This window comes from Capnocytophaga sp. oral taxon 878, assembly GCF_002999135.1.
Lineage (GTDB): Bacteria > Bacteroidota > Bacteroidia > Flavobacteriales > Flavobacteriaceae > Capnocytophaga.
Genome location: NZ_CP027229.1, coordinates 1,185,617 through 1,204,101 on the forward strand (window position 1 = coordinate 1,185,617; position 18,485 = coordinate 1,204,101).

The window sequence follows — 18,485 nt, forward strand, 5'->3', positions numbered from 1 at the left end:
AATATTACACAAACTCCCTAATATCAAACTCCGTTTTACTCTCTACAGTTTTAGGCAACGCCTTCTCCAAGAGCGCACTCACTTTAAGAGTTGCTTGGGGTAAGGCTTTTTCTATGGCTTCTAATAGGCTGGTACCCTCTACCTTTTGTAGTAGCTCTATGTTCTCGGTGGTAACTTCTTCTTTGTCCTCAGAGAGGAAAGTAGCTACCTTTTCCAAGTCCTCAAACGAAAGCCCTGTGGCAAAATCATTGTCCTCTGCCTCTGTGCGATAACTGCGTAAATCCTCTTCTTCATCTTCAAGGTTTATGGTAGGTTCCTCTTCCCATTCTGTCAGAATATCCTGTTGCTCTTTTTCTGTTAAGGGGATAGCTGTAGTGGCTACCTTTGTAGAAGGCACAAACCTGCTTTCCCCCATTACCGAAGTTGAGGAAGCCGACTTGGGTATAGAGGTCGTTTTAGGTTTAGTAGCTCTCTTTTTAGATAGTGTTATAGGCATTTTGTCCGATAGCAACAACAAAATGACCACAATAAGCAGTAAAATGATAATCTTTTCCATTGTCAAAATATAGGTTTGTATTTCTGTTCAAAACTCTGTGTAATTTCCTCTTGGTACTGCTCAAAATGCGCTTTAAGTACATTGTCTAAATAGTTATACAGACTGATCTTGTCTTCTCCTATCACCTGTACAATACGGGCTATTCGCTGGTGAAACTCAGGGCGTATATACACCGATTTTCCTTCTCTTGCTGAAGTCTCTCCCTGCTCAAAAAAATAACTTTCATACTCATAGAGTTCTGCCTTTTTCTTCTTGGTAGGAGCTGGTTTCTGGGGTGCTTTCTCTGTCTCTATTGGAGCCGTAGCAATGGCAGGGGCAGGCGTGGGTTGCTTGCCTGCCATTAGCTCCATTAGTTCGTTTTCGTCTATAGGTTTTACTGTCTTCATATCTTTAAGGCTTACTGAATAATCTGTACCAACTCATTAATAAAGTCGTCCAAATGACAACCACTCATCAACTTCTCATCAGCAGGCATTAAAGTAGAACGGAATACCAATCGTTGGTTTTCTGTGCCGTCTTTGCGAAAACGCTTGCTATCAGAGATATAGGCTTGCATCAGGTTCAAACCTAAATCAGCGATCACTTGCTCATAAATCTTGTACAAAGGCGATTTTTCTCTCCCATCTACCTGATTCCAAAACAAATGTACGCTTTTAATAGCACTTTCAGTATTCTTAGCGATGATATTGGAAAGTACCTCAGTAAAACTCAAAGTACTTTCAATTACCACTCTATCGGCAGTGATAGGTGAGAAAATGTGATGCATTTGTGCTAGCAGGGTCAATATCCCTGCGGTGTTTACTGTCCCCGGCATATCAAAAAGTATAACCTCTATAGGGAAAGGTGTCTCTGCGATGAGCTGTTGTGCCTTTTCAAGGGCTTCATTGGGCTTACATTGTATTATGGGGTATGCCTTTTTGTTTAGCTCACTAAACTGTCTATGAGCAGCTTTCTTAAAATGCTCGTTGTTCATCACTGTTTTAAGATCTTGCTCTCGCATTCGGTGTAGGCTGTATTGTGGATAATCACAATCCATCACTGCTACATTATAGCCCATTCGGTAGTGTAGCAAGCTGGCTACTAAGGTAGTAAAAGTGCTTTTTCCTACCCCTCCTTTCTGGGTGGAAAAGCTAATGAATTTTGTCGTTGATGTCATATATATGTGTTTAAATATGTTTGTAATTCAGTAAGTATATAAGTGCATAGCTATTCAAATACAACTATCTTTATTTAAGTAATTATCTCTGTAACTATACCGTTATATAAGTAATTAGCTAATTATCTAATTGACTAATTACTTGCGTATGTACATACATTGGTAGCTTTATAGCTGTGTAGCTACATAGCTACGCAAATACATTTTTACTTCCATACATACTTGCTTTGGTATGCGGGTGCAAAGGAACATATAAATATACATATAGCCTTATGTAGGGTTGTAAATGGCTTTATAAGGAAGTGATTGGCTTTATGTTATATACAAATCCTTTGCTAAGAAATCACTTGTTTTGCACCCTGAAATTACTTTACCCGCTCGTAGTGTTAATTTCTCTCTTTATGGCTAATTAAAATTCGACCGTTAGGGAGAATTTTCTGTTCACCCGAACAGAGCAAGTTGTGTTTTGAGGCACGCATTAGGCGTGTAGGCACCTCAAAACCACTTGCCCTTGCAGGGAGCTTAAAACGCACTCCGAAGTCGTGGTTTTTTAATAATACTGAATTTATATGACCTTACAGAAAACAACTCACAAACGCCCCATAGGTAGGAACAAAAAGATAAATCCTACTTCTTTTAGATATGTTTTTCGATTGAATGAAGAAGAAAACAATCAGTTTCTCTCCCTTTTTGAGCAATCAGGAATGAAAGTCAAAGCACATTTTATCACTTCTTTGCTTTTTAACCGAGAGATAAAAGTGGTGAAAATTGATAAATCTGCTTTAGATTATTACACTAAACTCACTGAACTCTATGCGCAATTTCGTTCGGTAGGGGTCAATTACAATCAGATTGTAAAGATACTCTACCGTAATTTTTCGGAGAAGAAAGCGGCTGCTTACCTCTATAAATTGGAGAAAGAAACTACCCAATTGATTGCTATCTGCAAACAAATATTAGAACTTTCGCAACAAATGGAGCAAAAACTAAAGTAGTTTTTAAGAAGAAAACAGCAGTTTATGATAGCAAAAATACATCGAGGGGCGCAGCTGTTAGGAGTACTTTTGTACAATCACAACAAGGTATCTAAAGGACAAGGTGAGGTGTTATACGCTCAAAAAGTGATACAACCTCTGCAAGGAAGTGTAGGCATTTCGGAAGTATCTCGTTCTTTTGCCCCTTATCTCTATGCCAACATAAGGACAGAAAAACCTATCCTACACATCTCCCTCAATCCCGATCCTAACGATAAGGTAAGCGACGAGACCTTTGTAAAGTTGGCTACTGACTATATGCAGCGAATGGGCTTTGGCAACCAACCTTTTGTGGTTTACAAACATTCAGATATTGAGCGCAAACACATTCACATTGTATCGCTGGGGATAGATGAAAACGGCAAGAAAATCTCTGATACTTTTGAAAAAATACGTTCAATGAAAGTATGCCGAGAGTTGGAAACGAAATACCAACTTATCCCTGCTATCACCAATGATTCACAGCTAACAGATGATGAGCTCTTGCCTTTGTCTAAATTAGTCCCCTTAGATTACCGACAAAACGACCTTAAAAAGCAAATGACTTATATGGTAAAGCAACTGCTAAAACACTATCATTTTGCCTCGTTAGGAGCATTTAACGCCTTGCTCAATCAGTTTAACATAGCGGTAGAAAAGGTAGAAGGCGAACTGCAAGGTATTCCTAAAAAGGGCTTGGTATATGTGGTATTGGATGAAAATGGCAATAAGGCAAGCCATCCTTTTAAAGCCTCCAAGCTCGGCAAAACACTGAGCTTACCTTATATCGAAAAACACTTGCAAAAGGGACACGAATACCTAAAAGGACAAGACACCACTTCCTTAAAGGCACATATCACCTTTTCTAAAGAAACAGCTCATAGCAAAAGTGAATTTGTTCAAGAACTAAAAGCTAAAGGAATAGAGGTTGTCTTTCGTGAAAACAAAGAAGGGAGAACCTACGGGGTAACCTTTATCGACCACAACAGCCAAAGTGTGTATAATGGCTCTCAGCTGGGGAAGGAGTTTTCTGCCAATGTTTTTCATCAGTGGCTAAAATCGTTAGAAGAGCCTGCTACGGCTTTAACCTCTCAGGTAAATATGCCATCTGTAACTCCTTATGCAAGTAAAAATCACGACAATACTAATACTGTTGAAGAGGATACTTTTTCTGACACTTCTTGGACACATTACCAAGAGAATTTTGGCAAGGACTCAGCCTTAAATGCTTTCTTTACTCTTTTCTCTTTGGATGATCAAGGGGTAGATTACGAAGAAGAGGATTTTACCAGAAGAATGAAACGTGCTACTACCAAACGGCGAAAAATGAAAAACAAATCTTAGGTGTGGCTATTGAGCTGACATAGCTAAGTATAAAATATTGATAAACACTAAAAACAGAAATAAATATGCAAAACGATGATGATTTAAGAGCATTAGCCAAGATTATGGCTTTTATGCGTGCAGTAAGTATTCTCATAGTACTAATGCACCTCTATTGGTATTGTTATGGCTTTTTCCAAGGCGAAAAGTGGATATTAGCTGTAGTGGATAGAATCTTGACCAACTTCCAACGAACAGCAGGACTGTTCTCTCACCCGCTATACACCAAATGCTTTGCCCTCCTGCTCTTAGCCTTGAGCTGTTTGGGAACAACAGGTGTAAAAAATGACAAGATTACTTGGCGAAAGATTTACATCGCTCTGGGGGTAGGAGCTGCTCTTTACTTTGGTAATTTTTGGATTTTATACCTGCGCCTTCCTGCTTCAGTGGTTGCCTTTTTCTATATCCTTACTCTATCTTTGGGCTACATAGCGCTCCTTATGGCAGGTTCTTGGATGAGTCGCTTGTTAAAAAACAACCTTTTAGATGATGTTTTCAACAATGAAAACGAGTCGTTTATGCAGGAAACACGCCTGATGACAAACGAGTATTCTGTGAATCTACCTACTTTGTTCTACTACCGCAAGAAGTGGAACAAAGGCTGGATCAATGTGGTAAATCCCTTTCGGGCAACCATAGTGCTGGGTACTCCTGGTTCAGGGAAGTCTTATGCCATAGTGAACAACTATATCAAACAACAGATTGAGAAAGGTTTTGCAATGTACATCTACGACTTCAAGTTTGATGACCTCTCTACCATTGCCTATAATCACCTCTTAAAGCATTTAGATAAGTACAAGGTCAAGCCCAAGTTCTATGTGATAAACTTTGATGATCCTCGTCGTAGTCATCGTTGTAACCCTATCAACCCTAACTTTATGAGTGATATTTCCGATGCTTATGAATCTGCTTATACGATTATGCTCAATCTCAACCGCTCGTGGATTCAAAAGCAAGGGGATTTCTTTGTAGAGTCGCCTATCATTCTATTGGCAGCTATTATTTGGTTTTTGAAGATTTACAAAGGTGGTAAGTACTGTACCTTTCCACACGCCATCGAGCTATTAAACAAGCCTTATGCCGATGTCTTTACTATTCTCACCTCGTACCCCGAACTTGAGAATTACCTATCGCCTTTTATGGATGCTTGGCAAGGTGGCGCACAAGACCAGCTACAAGGGCAAATCGCCAGTGCTAAAATTCCGCTCTCTCGAATGATTTCGCCTCAACTCTATTGGGTAATGACAGGCGATGATTTTTCGTTGGATATCAATAACCCCAAAGAACCTAAAATCCTTTGTGTAGGCAACAATCCCGATAGGCAGAATATCTATTCGGCAGCTTTGGGTTTGTACAATTCGCGTATTGTAAAGCTCATCAACAAGAAAGGACAACTCAAATCCTCAGTGATTATTGATGAGCTGCCAACGATATATTTTAGGGGATTGGATAACCTAATAGCCACAGCCCGAAGCAATAAAGTAGCTGTTTGTTTAGGTTTTCAAGATTATTCACAGCTCACCCGTGATTATGGCGATAAGGAAAGCAAGGTAATACAGAATACTGTAGGGAATATTTTTAGCGGACAAGTAGTAGGGGAAACAGCTAAAACCCTTTCTGAACGTTTTGGAAAGGTATTGCAGAAAAGGCAATCTACTACGATTAACCGCAATGACACCTCTACCTCTATATCCACGCAGTTGGATAGTCTTATCCCTGCCAGTAAGATTGCGAACCTCACCCAAGGAATGTTCGTTGGGGCAGTCTCTGACAACTTTGACGAGCGTATTGAGCAGAAGATATTCCACGCTCAGATTATAGTAGATAACAAGAAAGTAGCTGCTGAGACCAAAGCCTACCAGAAAATCCCTGAAGTCCTATCCTTTACCGATGCCAACGGCAACGACACTACCAAAGAACAGGTAGAAGCCAATTACCGTCAAATAAAGTTAGATGTCGTTGAAATCATTGAACGCGAAAAAGAACGCATCGCCAACGATCCTGAGCTGAGGTATTTGGTGGAGAAGGAGGGATAAATACTGTTACTTAGATATAATGATTTTCTCCACAAAATCTATACTACCAACCTCATCAGGAGAGCGGTAATCGATAGATCCTTCATTAGTCATACGATTAAAGGTAATATGAACTTCGTAAGATCTATTCCTCCTACTCCATTGTTTTGAATCACCAGGGTCATCATAGTATGCACCTTCAAGCCCCAATTGTTTTACCATTTTATCCCAATCAGTTGCTTTTAGTTGTGAGAAATCACAAGTATTTCCATTATAAGTGATTTTTCCTTTAAAAGCACCTTTGGGAAGACTTCTTGTGTAATCTTCATAGTCCTTTTTCTCTGCTGCTATGGCTTTTGGCTGGCTATTAGGTTTATTTTTGCTAAAAGGACTCCTTATGGCTCGCATAGGTAGAGGGAATATACAAATTCTTGCAATAGTATCGCTTGTACCTCGTGTAGAAATATTAAAGCCTAATTCATCCCATATATAAAAAGTAGATAGCACTTTCTCTGGGTATTCCTTCACATACAGGCTATCATACATTCCTTGTGCTCTTATCATCTCTTTTTCTGAGGAGTATTCGGTGGCGCTTATATCTACATTCTCGTAGTCTTCTTTACTCTTGAAAAAACGAATACCACCATCATCTTCACTATACCAATAAGCCAGAGCTCCTTTTTTCCAATACCAACGCTTTGAAATAGAGGTGTTTTCAATCATTTCTTCTTTTCTATAAGGTACATTGATGATTCCTATCAACTCCTGTATTGAGTTTGTTAAAAGGAACTGCTTCCCGTTGTAGTACAATATAGTATCTTCTTCCACACGGAAGTGATTTCCTGTATCAGAAGTGTAGTTTTTAGTACTGAGTGTATCAATATTAGGACTGTTAGATGAATATCCTGTAAATTGTTGGCAACTAACAGATAGAATAGAAAATAGGTATATAATATTTCTCATATTACAATATAATTTTAATGATTATGATGGACTTTTGTATTTAATAGATTAGAATCCATATTATTTTTTTTCCATAATACTTTAAGTTTGTTTCTTAAGAAAATTATTCCATCTGCATTATTTTTTATAGAAAAATACTCATCAGCATTTAGTTCCATATTTTTCAAAAATTTTATATTATTTACAATGTCATTTATCTTACTGATATTCACATTCTTTATACCTTTTGTCTCTATTATTTTATTTGAGAAAGATTCTATTTCATCTATAGAAGTTTTAATTCCCCATAAAAGAATACTAGGCTCATGTGTTAATGATAATTTAAACTCATTCTTTTCACACCATTTTAATACAATATCATCCATTGAATCTGTATATATTGGATGTTGCATATACTCTCCTACTATATTAATTATTTCTGTTTTCTTATCTTCAAGTGTTTTTTTCTTATCAAGAAAAATTTTTAAAACTTTTGTAACAGCTTCTGTTGCACATTCAATAGCTAATCCATGCAGAGGCTGTAGTCCACTATCTTTTGCTAATTGTGTATGAGAAGGTCCATATTCATTTAATTTCCAAAATGGATGTTCTTCATCTTCTATTTTTAGTAATTCTGAATATAAAAAAGTCTGATAGTCATCAATTAAACTAGTTGCTGAAAGAATTAAAAAATGAGTTAGAGCATTTTTAGCTATTCGGATATAATCTTCTAAAAAGTTAAAAATACCAAAGATTTCCAAAATATCTTTATAAGAATGTTTTCCAAAAAAACCAAAATCACGTTTTTCAACATAAGCATCTCTAATACACAAATATTTATCATATATTTTTGTATATGAATCATTCTTTTTCCCTTTATAGTTAGGATTACTTTCTGATGCGTCAGTATCTTGTGCAGAAGATATATCTTTTAGTATTTCATAGATGAAAGCATCTTTCCAAGTTCTTTCTCCTTTCTCTATCTCTTTTTCATCTTTAATAGTAACTGAGAAAAAATGCTCATTTAATTTAGGTAAAATGCTTGCTATAGTATCTAATCTATTAAAACTACCTGTTTGTATATAGTAGTTAGAATAATTAATTTTTTCTCCTTTCTTTAATTTGGAATTTTTTGTTTTTTTTAAAGAAGTCATACTAGGATTATCCCAAGGATAAACTTTAGGATCATATACCTTCATAACAGCTAATTCACAGAAATTACTATGTGCGTAATAATCTTCTAAGATATGTAATGCAGCACCAAAATTAATTCTTCCTATAACGCTGTTAGGATCAGATTTATTAATAAAATCTTTGAAACATTTAAAAGATGTTGGAAATGGAAAGATATCTTCATCTTTTTCATTATCAGTACGGATATATTTTCTTGTTCCATGAGTTTTATTTTTATCCCATTGAGCATCAATAGGGTCTTTAACAAAATCACAATCTAACTTATTATTAACATTCTTTTCTCCTGATTTTCTTATTAAAGCATAAGGATTATCTATATGTTCTTCAGGTCGATAAACTCCTAAAATTTCAGGAGTTATATAAATGAAACGACTTCTAAATTTTTCTATATATTTAAAATAATTAGAGGGTTTTTTATTCCCTTTTTCATCTTCTTTAATTTTTATTTCCCCAAATTCTTTCAGAGCTAGATAACCTACTAAGTTTGTTATAGTAGCTCTACTGAACTTGACTGGATTTAATTTTATTTCATCCCATTTTGTTATAGAAAAATTAGGGGGAAACAAAGAAAATTCGAAGTCAGTTGGTATACTCTTTTTTACCTTTATATCACATCCACAATTGTTATTTCCTTTTCTAAGTTTATTTTCATCAAATAGATTTTTAAGTTTTTCTGAAATTTTTTTGTAATCAAATTGTGAAATATCAGAAGCTAAAATGTTTGCCATTGGTCTAATAACCATAGGATCTACAAATTGGGAATAATCTCGTAACCAATTCCCTAAATAGATTTGATCTTTAACTAAGGTTTCCTCATTCTCCTCTTCCCATTTAATAGATTCAAATGCTTTGTTTTCGATATATCTATGTCCAAATCCATGTATAGAATTTCCTTTTCCTGCTGAAAAAAACTCATAATCAGCATAATCATTATCATCAAGTTCTATACGATTATCAACATATTCTTTCAAAGCTAAATGAATATCAGAAAAATCCCAAACAAGTTGTTTTATCTTTCCTTTTATTGTCAGTCTTGCATAAGGTTGTTCTTTTTTTTCAAAAGGATCAATAAAAAACTTATTATATGTCTTATTAGCAGTGGAAGTATATTTGGCTCCTTCATCACCTATAGCATCTCCACCTATAGAAGAGTATTTATAACGCAATAGATAATCAAGATGGTGCCCAAACTCTTCAACAAGAGCAAGCATTAACATTTGACTTTTCTCATTGTTTTTTAGGGCAAAATCTATAAAATACTCTGAGACAAGAATTTTGTTTTTAAAATCTTCATTTTCTCCCATATAGTATGCTGCCATAAAAGAGCCTGGTAATTTTTCAACCACAATAATTTGTGGATTTATACTACTCTTTTTATCACTTGCATCCTTATACAATTGTTCATATGCCTCTATTGGTATATCTCTTCCAAAAATATCAACCATTAAAAAATAAAACATTATCATACTATCTTTTCCCGCAAAATAAAAAAGTTGTTCTAAAGCAAAAGAACTTTCTAACTTATAATTACTTCTCTTTAATTTAGAAAAAGTAGTAGTATACTTTTCGTACTTCCCATAAATTATCTCTGGACTATCTTCAATGATCAATTTTTGAGATTTTTCTACTATATCTCCATTTAATGAATATATACTATAATCTCCTCCAATGATTTCAGTTGTTTTGCCTTTTACAATTCTTGTTCTGCTCATAGTTATTATAGTTTTGACTTTTCTCCGCTATTGGTCTTTATCTGTTCTTTTGCATTTCTTTTTATGTTTTTCTCAGAAATAGTTTCAATTCCTTCTCCACTATTTAGCATAGTTTTCCCTTTTTTTGTTTCACTATGCAAATCACCCTCAATCACCTCAGTTAAAGCACCATTCACATATACAAACATATCCCCACAAATATCACTTCTCTTAGCCTTTCCAGCCGTTTCGGTGATATTTACACTGGCATCTAAATCAATGCTATCACTTGCTTTTAAGTTGATGTTCTTAGCAGTGATATTAATTGTCTCAGGAGCAGAAATCTCAATGTTTTTTCCTTGAGTATCTAACTTAATCACATTGCCATTCTTGTCAGTAAGCAGGATACTCTCATCTTCAGTAAAGATGAGCTTATGTCCACTTTTGGTGTGAATTGCCTTTACACGGTTATCAGCATTGTGATACCCACTCTTTGCCTCACCATTATAATGCGCTCCAAGCACAAACGGACGTTCGGCATTGCCTCCTTCAAAATCTATCATTACCTCTTCACCTATTTCAGGGATAAAATAAAAACCTTTACCACCTCCTGTATAAGGTTGCACTACACGTATCCAAGGGGTCATTTCATTGCGTTTTGCCTGCCATAAGAATTGCACGCGTACACGTCCTATTCCTAAAGGATCGTTGTTGTCTTTTACAATTGCTGGTTGCTGCTCACTGCGAGGAAAAGCATTCTCATCAAAATCAGCAGGCGTACGCATCATCGGGATACCCTCAAAGGAATTGTAATACTCCATACCACTGTGATAATGTGATATTTTTACCACCCTATAAGTCTCCATTGCACGTGCATTAATATCAGTAAGACACGCAAAGGTATTCATCCTGAGACGCGGGTCACGGCTTTGTCCTTTTACTTTGAGCAACAATTCGCGTTTGTCTTTCTCTAAGCGTACTACATCCTCTAAATCTATACTTGATTGCTCTAATGAAGTAGCCGAGTGATATTTTTGAGGGATCTTTTTATAGATTTTTTTAGAAGCATTCTTTGCATCAGTTTGTATAGGGTTATTCTTATACTCATTAGCAGCATCTCGTGAGTCATTATTTTCAGATGTTCCTTGATGTATATTATAGTTTATATACTGAAAATCCTGTGGTTTTACCTCTAAGAAGAACTCTTCATCAATCAGGTTCAGGTTCTCACCTAATTCAATGGTCTCTTGGAGTTTATTGCCAAAAATAAGTTTACTGCCATCATAATAAAAGTATTCTCCGTAATACTTAGCCAAACGACAAATAAAGTCGTAGTCAGACTCTTGGTATTGTACCGTATAAGGAAGCGTCCTTGTGGTATTCACCCCTGCTGAGGTATCCACTTTTGCGGACTCATCATACTCCTGGGTAGCCGCTGCAACGATTTCTTGTAGTGTTTTATTCTCATAAGATTGACATTCCTTACCGCTATCTAAGAGAATGCTTGGTGCATTGCCTGAGATATAGAGCGTGCCATAGCCGCCTCCTGTCTTTCGTTTACAATGAATCTTAGTGATAATTCCCGAGAAGTGTTGTACTACCTTGCCATACTGATAAAACTTAATGGTAAGAGGATCGCCAAGCAGATCGCGAGAGTGCTCCATAATGTATTCGTGGAACTTATCAAACGAGTCCTCTGGGGTTTCAATGGTAAAGGTATCGTGCTGGCAATTGTATTGGTGTAGCTCTACTTTATAGCTTTCTTTGGCTAAGAAATCTTTGCCATTGGAACTGAGCAGACAATAAACCACAGGATTGGTCTTATCATTAAGAAACTCTGTAAAACTTTTTAATTTGAAATCTTTTAACTCCATAAAAAAATGCTCTTTAAGATATTAGTATTAGTAATTTAAAATAGCTTTATCCTCTCCACATCTTATTGTGAGCTACCCCACCTACATCAAATCCTTGTGCGATGAGTCGTATTTCTATCTGCAAAGGCTCAGTACCTTGCGCATCAAAATGTTCTTTGTATTTAATACAAAAAGCTTTTTTGAAAAGCACTTCTTGGAGCTTACTCATAGCATCTCTACGGTAAAAAATAATTTTACCATCTTTAGTTTGGTTGTGGTCTAACATCCAATTGAGCAGTTCAGGTGTTCCTGTACTCTCTACTCTAATGGATATTTCACCACCATAAGGCATTCCCTTGGGTTTACCTGTTTCATCAATATTTTGAGTGAAATCGTATTCACACTCCAAAACATTGTAAGTCTTATCATCTAATTCTAATTTTGCAAGAAACGACATAATCTAATCTTTTTATTTTTGAGTTGTTCTATTAATACTTTGTATCTTTATTTATTGTATACTTGTAGAAAGAGCAGGTATGAACTGCTCACACCTGCTCTCTATACTTCTAAACCCATTCGTTCTCAAACGCACCTGTACCCATCTCTATCTTACGAGCAGAGATTGTGAAGGATTCCGTCAGAGGTTTTTGTCCTGAAGCCTCAAAGTTCTCTCTGTGCTTTACCAAATACCCCTCAGTAAATTTGAGTTCTTTAAGCGTTGCCTCGCTATCTCGTTTTAAGAAGACGATACTGCCGTCTTTTCTCTCAAACGAATTAACCATCCACTCAAAAAACTCAGGCGACTCAGTGCCTTCAATCTCTATGTCAATCTTACCTCCTCGGGCAACACTTGACGGTCTTCCTGTTGCGTCTGTCTCTTGGAACAACGCGTAGCTCACTTTAAGGATGTTAAACTCCTTGCCTGCTACTTTTAATTTTGCCTTAAAAGCCATAATTTTAGAAAATTAAAGAGTTAATAAAATAAATTACCTAATGCTACACCCACTCGTTGACGTGTTTGCCTGTGCCAAGCTCAATCTCTTTAGCTGAAAGCGTAAAGGTTTCTTTAAGAGGTTGATTTCCTGTAGCATCAAAATCTTCTTGGTACTTAACAATATAAGCCTCTTTAAACTTCAACTCTTTTAAAGTTGCCTCACTGTCTCGTTTTAAGAAGACGATACTCCCATCCTTTCTTTCAAAAGAATTGGTCATCCACTCAAAGAGGTCGGTATCCCCTGTACTTTCCACAGTGATGTGGATCTTTCCACCTCTTGAGATACTTGATGGTCTGCCTGACGCATCGGTTTCCTGTAACATTCCGTAGTCTACGGAAAGAATGTTGCGCTCTTTACCCGCAACCACTAATTTTGCTTTAAATGCCATGTTAAATATATTTTAAAATTTAAATACTTAATACTACCAACTATGGAAAATATATTTTGCCTTCTTTCTCTCCTTACTCTCTATTAATTTTCAATTGGCTTTTCTTAATTTATCATCTTAATTACAATAATTATGTATATTATATATTTTTGATTCTTCTTTAATTCTGTGCATATTCTACATCCCACTCGTTGCCATCATCACCCTTTTGTCCATCCATCTTAATGAGGAAGTTCTTTGCTGGGAAGTAGGGGGTCATATGAATATCCAAATGGATTTTGTCTTTTTGTATAGCATCTTGCTCAAATCGCTTGATTTCAAACTTTTCAATCAGCTTATAAGGACCTGTGATGCTATCTAAAAAGCGAACTATCTGTCCCATAATCTCCTTACGGGTTACTGAGGAATAGTTCTCAAAAGCGCGTCTGTTCAAGAAATCCATTAGTACTTTGGTTACATAATCAAACACACGTACCACTGAGTAGGTCTGCAAACCTATATTATCCCCATTGAATAAGGTTTTGGCTGAAAATGCCATTACCTTGCCGTATTCATTGACCATCGGGATAAGTCCCAAACTCTCTAAGTTCGCGATCTCACTCTTCTTAAGGTCAAACTTCACCCCTTCTACTTCATTGATACCCCCAAATTTCTTACCCGCTGTTACCTGAGACATCAATGTCTTGTAAATCTTACCAGCCAAAGCTGCTGAAGGGGGTACAAATAAATCATCTGCTTCTTCTATTTCTTCAAAACGCCCACGACCTACAAGCCAATTACAAGTCATCAGTACATTAGAGCGGTATACATCTCCTCCTGTGTGGTTTGCCTCGTCAAACATTTCCATTACATCATCTGGTTCATCCAAGTGTTGGAAGTCGGTAACGAGCATTACCTTATTGCTATGTGCTATTTTAGCCCATTTCTCAAGTACTGCATTAGAACCTAAGTAACCTGGTATAACCAAGATAGAGTAGTTGTTTTTAAGGTCTAATCTATCGTAATTATCAGTAAGTTCTGCGTGGACAGCATCAATAAAACGGGTGTTGTCTAAATCTTTTAACTGGTCAAGAGTAGCATTGACAATCGTTACATTCTTAACCTTATCTTCTTCGGTGTTTTTATAGAATAGGGCTACTGTACGATAGTTAGCTTCTAATTCTTTGGTGGCGTCTACAGCATAAGCCAAGTTCTTTGTGAGTAATTCCTCAGAGGCTTTTTTCTGATCCTCACAAGAGGCAACCATATCAGTGATTGTTTCATTATCGCTAAGTACATTGAGCCATAACTCTAAAGTTTTTTTCAAGGTCTCGCGCTCTTTGGCTTTGTTAGCCTCTGATAAAAAGATATTTCTACGCGCTTTGCGCTCAGGATTTACATTTTGGATATTCTCAATAGAACTCTCTAAAAGGTCAAATCCGCCATAGCGTGCTAAAGCCTCAATGGATTTTTCTATTGAAACAGGTTTCCCTTGTTGCGCTAAGGGAGCACCTTGTGTTTGTTTAGCTGCATTATCTGCCATTGTTTCTAATATATTAAATTAATCACTAAACTATTTCTTTTCTTCTAATTCACCAATTAGTCCCTGCAAGGTACTGAGCAGCGCCGCCTTGGCTTCAGGGTCTTCTAAAGCTGCCTTGAGCACTTTATTGCTCTTGAGTTGCTTGACAATTTTCTGCAATTGGTCTTTTTCTGTCTCTAAACCTGTAAGAAAGCTACTTTGCGCTGTAATGCCTTTTACTCCGAAATCTCCCAGATTAGCAAAAGAAAGCGTTTCTTTCTTCATTGCCCCTTGGGCATCCTCAAAATCTATATTTACGTGTGGCTTAAAATGTTCAAACACTTTTTCAACAGTAGTAAGCCCTTCTACCAGCTCTGGCTTGATGGGGTCATCTGCTGTTAGCTTTTGTGCTATCAGGGTTCTATTCTGAGGAATGTCTGCAATTGCCTCATTGGCATCTAAGGGGACTTCATTTCCGCCTATACCTTTACTGCTAACTGCCATAGTATTTATGTATTAAGTTAATATTGTTTCTTTATTACGCTTCTTCGCACCTACTTTCCCATTCAAATCCAAGAATGGATAAATCTATAGATGCATCTCGGTGCAAAACTACGCAATATTATTTAACACACAAGAGCTTTTATCAAGTTTAACAAAACTTTAACAGATTCGTGAGTTTTTTTGTGATATTCCACCATCAAAAGTAGATAACTCGCAAACCTATATACATCTTATATACGGAATTTACATACATAGTGTTTATATAGTGTGCATATAAGCTATTGGGTGAGGGGAGAGTTCTTACCCCCTCTCAAAAAGTCGATAGGGGTACATATTAGCAGAGGCGTTTTTTAGCTTTAGCATAAAACTCTCTTTAAGGTAGTCCCATTCTTCTCTCTCCATATTCTTTACAGTATCACTCTTTGTAAGGTAGATGTCTATAGTACGGCTAAAGCCTTGGGTAGTAGATACTTCTTTCTTAGTGCCTTTTGTTACCTCAATGGCGGTTATAGCACTCTTAAAATGGCTCATCCCAAAAGCTTCTATATCCGCGATGGTTACTATCCTACCGCGTGAGAGCAAGGCACTTCTTAGCTCTAAGAGTTTTTCCTCAGAAGTGAGTCTATTTCTACCGCCTACTGAGGTTTTTAGGATAGTAGCAGGTGCTGTAAAATAAGAAGTTTGAGTAGGTGGGCTACATTTTGTTCCTGCTCTTAGTCCATTGCCTTCCGCTCCTGAGGTATGCCAGAAAGCTACCTCACAGTTATTTTGCTCTTCGCTCTTAGTAGTGGAAATGATAAGATATGTATTGTTATCCTTTACGATACCTTGTTTATCTTTTCTCTGCTCCAAAGAGGCTATATGCTGAAAAATCTCTTTTAGCACATCCTTAGTGTAATCGCCTCCAACAGCAGCAAAGGCTGCAGCTTCATTTTTTATAACCTCTAAAAGGTATTGCAATAGCTCGGTTGCCTCTCTGTTGTCAAGTCGGGCAACTCCTCCTCGTCTGACCACTGCAACGGTATCTTGCTCTTTGCTTTGGTGGTTTTTTAAGTCAATTCTATTCTGGTAGCTATCAATAATATAATCAATATCCAAAAAGTGATGCTCTGTGGGTAATGGAAATATATTAAGACTTCCTTTGAGTATTTGTGAGAATTTTCTGTGTTCTATGTTGATGACAGGCACACAATTGAGCATAAAGCGGACACTGCGAAAAACCTCTGAGTGTACTACCGTGGAGAACACTAATTTAATCCACTGAATGTTTTCCTTGATCTGCTCTTCTATATTAGGAAAATGACTATATAACTGAGATACCACTTCTTCATCTCTATCTGAATTAATAGGTTCTAATACACCTTTAAGGGTATAGAAATTAGGCTGATAGAATTGATTGACCTCATTGTATATAGAGGTTAATGAGTTATTATTTTTGGTAATGATATGCTCTAAATCAAGGTGTTTATCTGCAACATTGTATCCATTGAGTAGCGTAAACTTCTTGTTTTGAGCACTTACAGTAGCTAATTTTAAATAGTGATAGAAGAGTTCTTTATGTTCATTGTTGTTCACATTGATAAAAAACTGAAGGTCTTCCAAAGGTTCATTATTGGTATTTTCTATTCCAATCCATAGCTCACCTACTGGGAGTGGTTTTATTCCTTTGGCTATTTGCTCATCAAAGAAAAAGCTCTCTTGTTCTATCAGTTCATTGCCATAAGCGATATATTTTACTTTGGCAGTAGTGAGTTTTAAGGGAATCGTTGGAAAAAAAGTGATATCTATTTCTTTAGTATCTTGAGGGTTATAGATATCTTGAACTCTTTTCTTTGTTGCAAAGCTGTTATATAATGAGATAGGCTTGTTGTTTTGGGAAGGGTATACTTGCAAGATTGTATGTGCAGGGAGTGCCCCAGCAACTTCTTCAGGGAACATCACCTCTAAAATGCGGTCTATAATCCTTGCGCGTGAGTTTTCTTGTTCAAAGCTGAGTTTTTCAAGTTCTGAGGCGCAAGCCGAAATCAGTAGTCCCACCAAAGGGTCAAAGGAGTTTTCTGTTTCGCTCTCACTATAGCCCCACATACGTGAGGCACGTCTTAATATGCGGTCTCTTATTCTATCTTGATTCATCTTTAATTCATTTTTAGATGTGTTTATTAATAAGACAAAGGTGCTATAAACAAGTGTGTTCTATACTCATAAGGGTTGTTAGTCTCTCTTATAAATCCTTTGATATAGATTATTACTTTCTTCTTTGTACGGGTCTTTTCTAAGGTACTCAGGTTTTGATTGGTTACCTCTACTTCAACCTCTTGCACGAATAGACGTTTTTCGTATCGCTGTATAGCTTCTTTTAAACTCTCTTTTACCAAGAGTTTTAGGTTGGCATCACTTTTAAGCATATCAAAGTCTGCTTCCCAAAAGCCTATGCCAAAGCCTTCATCAAACTTACACTCTCCCCAAGCTGTGGTAGCCAGTAGGAAGAGTTGCTGGTCAATGGAGGTCTCTAACGTGGTCTTAGCAAGGTCGCGCTTCTCTATCAGTGCCTTGAAGTCTATGGGGGTTTTGTAGTAAGTGCCTTTCATCATCATAAATATATTTTCTTTTTTATCTGTCCCTTTTGGGTGTACTCTATCTCTTTGGTGAGTTGTTTGCGCTTGATAAGCTGCAATTGTACCTTGGGGGTGAGTTTGAGTAGCTGCTCGCGGTAGTGTATATCGCCGATAAAACTCTGTCCATCATGCGTATCTACAATGATAAAGAAGTAATCCACATCATTGGGCTTTTGAAAGTTTTCAATATCACCAGCATATAAGAGAACAGTTTGTCCCTCGTGAGTAAAAGTATAAGAGAGGCTGTCTTCGGTCTTCCTTCGGTATTTGCTTAGTGTGTATTCAGTGATACCGTCCTTGTCGGGTTCAAAGCAGATATTCTCATACAAATAGGAAGTCGTATCAAAACGCTTGATGCCTATAAACGAAAGTAGGCTTTTATGCTGCTTTTCTTCTGTAAAGTGAGGAATATCCCTTGTTATCTGAAACACCTTTATCTCTTCTGTTTTATCATCGGTTATAGTGAGTTTGTAGGTAGGCACTTCTAATAAAGTACCGTTTATATTGAGCTGCACACTGCCTGCTTCCTTATCTGAGATAAGCATACTGATGGTATGCTGTTTAAATCTGCTTTCCTCACGTACTACCACTACCTCCTCACCCGCATCGCTCTTGTTTAATGCCAGCGGGTTTTCACTCATTCGGATATTTAGGTCAAGTTCCATAAAGGACATAACGG

Annotated in this window: 17 protein-coding genes; 3 read left to right on the forward strand and 14 right to left on the reverse strand. The window is 36.8% G+C overall.

The features are described from left to right. Positions 1-4 precede the first annotated feature (4 nt). From C4H12_RS05535 to C4H12_RS05545, 3 genes are read right to left on the reverse strand one after another with little or no spacing between them, the layout of a single operon-like run. Positions 5-556: a hypothetical protein gene (locus tag C4H12_RS05535; RefSeq protein ID WP_106098035.1), complete on the reverse strand. Its 552-nt coding sequence runs from the start codon at positions 554-556 to the stop codon at positions 5-7. Between the two features lie 2 nt (positions 557-558). After that, positions 559-942 (reverse strand): DUF3408 domain-containing protein, encoded by a 384-nt coding sequence (locus tag C4H12_RS05540; RefSeq protein WP_009389064.1) that lies wholly within the window; start codon positions 940-942, stop codon positions 559-561. A gap of 11 nt (positions 943-953) precedes the next feature. After that, complete coding sequence (locus C4H12_RS05545; protein ID WP_016421299.1) at positions 954-1,712, reverse strand: ParA family protein; 759 nt, start codon at positions 1,710-1,712, stop codon at positions 954-956. A 569-nt stretch (positions 1,713-2,281) separates the two neighbouring features. Between C4H12_RS05545 and mobA the strand changes: the two genes are divergently transcribed. The 3 genes from mobA to mobC all read left to right on the forward strand — a co-directional run bounded on the left by mobA (position 2,282) and on the right by mobC (position 6,144). Beyond that, complete coding sequence (gene mobA, locus C4H12_RS05550; RefSeq protein ID WP_106098036.1) at positions 2,282-2,707, forward strand: conjugal transfer protein MobA; 426 nt, start codon at positions 2,282-2,284, stop codon at positions 2,705-2,707. A 24-nt stretch (positions 2,708-2,731) separates the two neighbouring features. Further along, entirely contained in the window at positions 2,732-4,069 is a 1,338-nt protein-coding gene (gene mobB / locus C4H12_RS05555; protein WP_106098037.1) for a conjugal transfer protein MobB, read from the forward strand. Positions 4,070-4,134: 65 nt separating this feature from the next. After that, on the forward strand, positions 4,135-6,144 hold the full coding sequence (gene mobC, locus C4H12_RS05560) for a conjugal transfer protein MobC (RefSeq protein WP_106098038.1): 2,010 nt from the start codon (positions 4,135-4,137) through the stop codon (positions 6,142-6,144). Positions 6,145-6,150: 6 nt separating this feature from the next. On the opposite strand, the gene C4H12_RS05565 is transcribed toward mobC, so the two are convergent. From C4H12_RS05565 to C4H12_RS05620, 11 genes are all read right to left on the reverse strand, one after another. Further along, on the reverse strand, positions 6,151-7,086 hold the full coding sequence (locus tag C4H12_RS05565; protein ID WP_034544229.1) for a hypothetical protein: 936 nt from the start codon (positions 7,084-7,086) through the stop codon (positions 6,151-6,153). A gap of 14 nt (positions 7,087-7,100) precedes the next feature. Beyond that, complete coding sequence (locus C4H12_RS05570) at positions 7,101-9,971, reverse strand: HET-C-related protein (protein ID WP_164997591.1); 2,871 nt, start codon at positions 9,969-9,971, stop codon at positions 7,101-7,103. A gap of 5 nt (positions 9,972-9,976) precedes the next feature. Beyond that, on the reverse strand, positions 9,977-11,824 hold the full coding sequence (locus C4H12_RS05580) for a type VI secretion system Vgr family protein (RefSeq protein WP_106098041.1): 1,848 nt from the start codon (positions 11,822-11,824) through the stop codon (positions 9,977-9,979). Between the two features lie 46 nt (positions 11,825-11,870). Continuing rightward, positions 11,871-12,260 (reverse strand): type VI secretion system tube protein TssD, encoded by a 390-nt coding sequence (tssD, locus tag C4H12_RS05585; RefSeq protein ID WP_009412186.1) that lies wholly within the window; start codon positions 12,258-12,260, stop codon positions 11,871-11,873. Between the two features lie 109 nt (positions 12,261-12,369). Then, positions 12,370-12,756, reverse strand: a complete 387-nt coding sequence (gene tssD, locus C4H12_RS05590; protein ID WP_009744733.1) for a type VI secretion system tube protein TssD — start codon at positions 12,754-12,756, stop codon at positions 12,370-12,372. 43 nt (positions 12,757-12,799) lie between these two features. Further along, positions 12,800-13,186, reverse strand: a complete 387-nt coding sequence (gene tssD, locus C4H12_RS05595; RefSeq protein WP_009412188.1) for a type VI secretion system tube protein TssD — start codon at positions 13,184-13,186, stop codon at positions 12,800-12,802. Between the two features lie 160 nt (positions 13,187-13,346). Continuing rightward, entirely contained in the window at positions 13,347-14,708 is a 1,362-nt protein-coding gene (locus C4H12_RS05600; RefSeq protein ID WP_016421282.1) for a DUF5458 family protein, read from the reverse strand. A gap of 30 nt (positions 14,709-14,738) precedes the next feature. Beyond that, entirely contained in the window at positions 14,739-15,191 is a 453-nt protein-coding gene (locus C4H12_RS05605) for a hypothetical protein (protein ID WP_016421283.1), read from the reverse strand. Positions 15,192-15,491: 300 nt separating this feature from the next. Continuing rightward, complete coding sequence (locus C4H12_RS05610) at positions 15,492-17,324, reverse strand: type VI secretion system baseplate subunit TssF (RefSeq protein WP_106098042.1); 1,833 nt, start codon at positions 17,322-17,324, stop codon at positions 15,492-15,494. A gap of 26 nt (positions 17,325-17,350) precedes the next feature. Beyond that, entirely contained in the window at positions 17,351-17,785 is a 435-nt protein-coding gene (locus C4H12_RS05615; protein ID WP_106098043.1) for a GPW/gp25 family protein, read from the reverse strand. Next, complete coding sequence (locus C4H12_RS05620; RefSeq protein WP_106098044.1) at positions 17,782-18,480, reverse strand: hypothetical protein; 699 nt, start codon at positions 18,478-18,480, stop codon at positions 17,782-17,784. Before C4H12_RS05620 ends, C4H12_RS05615 begins: the two co-directional genes overlap by 4 nt. Positions 18,481-18,485: the final 5 nt, after the last annotated feature.

Excerpts from the sequence above, each read along its gene's own strand:
- C4H12_RS05535 (WP_106098035.1), bottom strand. The coding sequence starts at position 556 with ATGGAAAAGATTATCATTTTACTGCTTATTGTGGTCATTTTGTTGTTG.
- C4H12_RS05540 (WP_009389064.1), bottom strand. The coding sequence starts at position 942 with ATGAAGACAGTAAAACCTATAGACGAAAACGAACTAATGGAGCTAATG.
- C4H12_RS05545 (WP_016421299.1), bottom strand. The coding sequence starts at position 1,712 with ATGACATCAACGACAAAATTCATTAGCTTTTCCACCCAGAAAGGAGGG.
- mobA (WP_106098036.1), top strand. The coding sequence starts at position 2,282 with ATGACCTTACAGAAAACAACTCACAAACGCCCCATAGGTAGGAACAAA.
- mobB (WP_106098037.1), top strand. The coding sequence starts at position 2,732 with ATGATAGCAAAAATACATCGAGGGGCGCAGCTGTTAGGAGTACTTTTG.
- mobC (WP_106098038.1), top strand. The coding sequence starts at position 4,135 with ATGCAAAACGATGATGATTTAAGAGCATTAGCCAAGATTATGGCTTTT.
- C4H12_RS05565 (WP_034544229.1), bottom strand. The coding sequence starts at position 7,086 with ATGAGAAATATTATATACCTATTTTCTATTCTATCTGTTAGTTGCCAA.
- C4H12_RS05570 (WP_164997591.1), bottom strand. The coding sequence starts at position 9,971 with ATGAGCAGAACAAGAATTGTAAAAGGCAAAACAACTGAAATCATTGGA.
- C4H12_RS05580 (WP_106098041.1), bottom strand. The coding sequence starts at position 11,824 with ATGGAGTTAAAAGATTTCAAATTAAAAAGTTTTACAGAGTTTCTTAAT.
- tssD (WP_009412186.1), bottom strand. The coding sequence starts at position 12,260 with ATGTCGTTTCTTGCAAAATTAGAATTAGATGATAAGACTTACAATGTT.
- tssD (WP_009744733.1), bottom strand. The coding sequence starts at position 12,756 with ATGGCTTTTAAGGCAAAATTAAAAGTAGCAGGCAAGGAGTTTAACATC.
- tssD (WP_009412188.1), bottom strand. The coding sequence starts at position 13,186 with ATGGCATTTAAAGCAAAATTAGTGGTTGCGGGTAAAGAGCGCAACATT.
- C4H12_RS05600 (WP_016421282.1), bottom strand. The coding sequence starts at position 14,708 with ATGGCAGATAATGCAGCTAAACAAACACAAGGTGCTCCCTTAGCGCAA.
- C4H12_RS05605 (WP_016421283.1), bottom strand. The coding sequence starts at position 15,191 with ATGGCAGTTAGCAGTAAAGGTATAGGCGGAAATGAAGTCCCCTTAGAT.
- C4H12_RS05610 (WP_106098042.1), bottom strand. The coding sequence starts at position 17,324 with ATGAATCAAGATAGAATAAGAGACCGCATATTAAGACGTGCCTCACGT.
- C4H12_RS05615 (WP_106098043.1), bottom strand. The coding sequence starts at position 17,785 with ATGATGATGAAAGGCACTTACTACAAAACCCCCATAGACTTCAAGGCA.
- C4H12_RS05620 (WP_106098044.1), bottom strand. The coding sequence starts at position 18,480 with ATGTCCTTTATGGAACTTGACCTAAATATCCGAATGAGTGAAAACCCG.